Here is a 1,967-nt window from a genome sequence, read left to right as displayed (position 1 = left end):
CTCTCTTATCTTTGCTCAAAAACTATATATATATTTGCGCACGGATTCCCATTATCTAAAAAGTCTAAAGCAAGTCTCGTCATTTGTCAAGGGTTTTCAGAAAAAAAATCGAGCCGATTTTATATCCATCAGCAGTCAGCTTTGGATTCTGTCTCGTTTATACTTCCCACTTTCCAGTCAGTCCCGATGAAAAAATTTTCACCCCCACAGATGAAAGAGGTTTCCTTCCCTACACCCCACACCCTACACCCCATACCCTCTTTCCAGTCAGGTGGGTTTGAAACTTCTCTACCTGACTACGACTCGGTTTGACTCTCAGGAATGCTTTGTTTAATGCTTGTCGGGGAGAGAAATTTTCCGTCTTCATACCTTTATCCCTATTCCTACTCAACCCGGTTTTGGAGTCTATTTTTTTCTCTCTTATCTTCGCTCAAAAACCCTATATATATTTGCGCACGGATTCCCATTATCTAAAAAGTCTAAAGCAAGTCTCGCCATTTGTCAAGGGTTTTTCTGAAAATCTCCCCACTTCCCCAGTTCCTGGAAGATTTTGAACATTTGCCCCCCGAACAGTTACTGAGTGCTATTATGAAAAAGGATGCAAGAATCAGGTGGTTGATGGCTGAGATTAAGGGGGTTTTAAATCAGGATAAAGAAAATGTTGTTAGGCATCAGGGTCAGATTAACGTTTCTGCTATATTCAAGCTTTATCTAATCTTCAAACTATTTGGTAATTATGATACAAATTACGTTAACCCCTGAACAGGAACAGTTTTTAGAAAGACAACTGAAAACTGGTAAATATAATACCCCTCAAGAGGTTATCTCTAAAGCGTTTCAGCTATTAGAAGAACAGGAGGATGAAATTATATTACCCGATTATGTTAAAGGGACAGAATCCGCAAAAGCTTTATTAAAAGAAAAGATTAGGAAGTATCGAAAAGAACGGGAACAAAATAAGGACAAACCGATTGATCCTGAAAAAGTAAGGTTAGCAGAAGAATTTAAGCGTTTATGCCAAGAAACCCAAGCTTTACACGCTGATAATCCGTTAACCGATGAAGAAATTGCGGCGGAAATTGAAGCTTATCGGAGAGGAGAATGAGAGTTATTTTTGATACAAATATCCTTATTTCTGCGGCGGTTGCTGATGGAAAACCAGAAAAGGTGATTAATTTTATTATTAGTCATGCTGATTATGATTGGATAGTATCACAGGAAATTTTAGATGAGTATAGAGAAGTTTTACAGCGAAAGAAGTTAAAACTACGTGATACCAAGAAAGCAGAATGGTTAACTTTAATTGAAAATAGCACAAAGTTAATAGAAGTTAATGTTAATGTTGACTTTACAAGGGATCCGAAAGATGCTAAGTTTATCGCTTTAGCAAGGGTTAGTGAGGCGGATTTTTTGATTACTGGTGATCGGGATTTTGAGGAGATGATAGAATTAGAACAAACGGTTATTATTTCGGTTTCTTTGTTTTATGATTTGTTTATAGGTGAGGGTGAATATGAGTGAAAGTGGGGATTTAGAATAAGAAATCGTCATCAACGAGATGAAACAACTCAGAAAAAAAGCCATTCAAGAATTAGACGCACTGTTTCCCAGTATCCTAGATAAAACCTTCAAAGGAGAACTATAAATCCTCGATAATTGCCATAATCCCCTGATTAGAGGTATTTGGATAATATTCATCCCCACATAACATTAAAATTAAATCTGCCCTTTCCTCAATCTGTCGCGAATCTCGAATAATGCTTTGTTTAATGCTTGTCGGGGAGAGAAATTTTCTGTCTTCATACCTTCCTTATATCCTCTTCCTACTCAACCCGATTTTGGGGTCTATTTTTTTCTCTCTTATCTTTGCTCAAAAACCCTATATATATGGGCGCACAGATTCCCACTATATAAAAAGTTTAAAGCAAGTCTCGTCATTTGTCAAGGGTTTTTAGAAAAAAAATCGA

General features: G+C 37.0%; 2 protein-coding genes. Both read left to right on the top strand.

Annotation, left to right across the window (positions count from 1 at the left end):
* Window positions 1-736: 736 nt before the first annotated feature.
* Complete coding sequence (locus tag MICAI_RS17195) at window positions 737-1,105, top strand: ribbon-helix-helix domain-containing protein (RefSeq protein WP_002803329.1); 369 nt, start codon at window positions 737-739, stop codon at window positions 1,103-1,105.
* The gene (locus MICAI_RS17190; protein WP_008205128.1) at window positions 1,102-1,521 is read left to right on the top strand and encodes a putative toxin-antitoxin system toxin component, PIN family; all 420 of its coding nucleotides are present in this window, start codon (window positions 1,102-1,104) and stop codon (window positions 1,519-1,521) included. Before MICAI_RS17195 ends, MICAI_RS17190 begins: the two co-directional genes overlap by 4 nt.
* Window positions 1,522-1,967: the final 446 nt, after the last annotated feature.

Origin of the sequence: Microcystis sp. T1-4 (assembly GCF_000297435.1) — a bacterium.
GTDB lineage: Bacteria > Cyanobacteriota > Cyanobacteriia > Cyanobacteriales > Microcystaceae > Microcystis.
The sequence above is the reverse complement of the archived record's forward strand: the minus strand, read 5'-3'. Positions and strand labels throughout refer to the sequence as shown.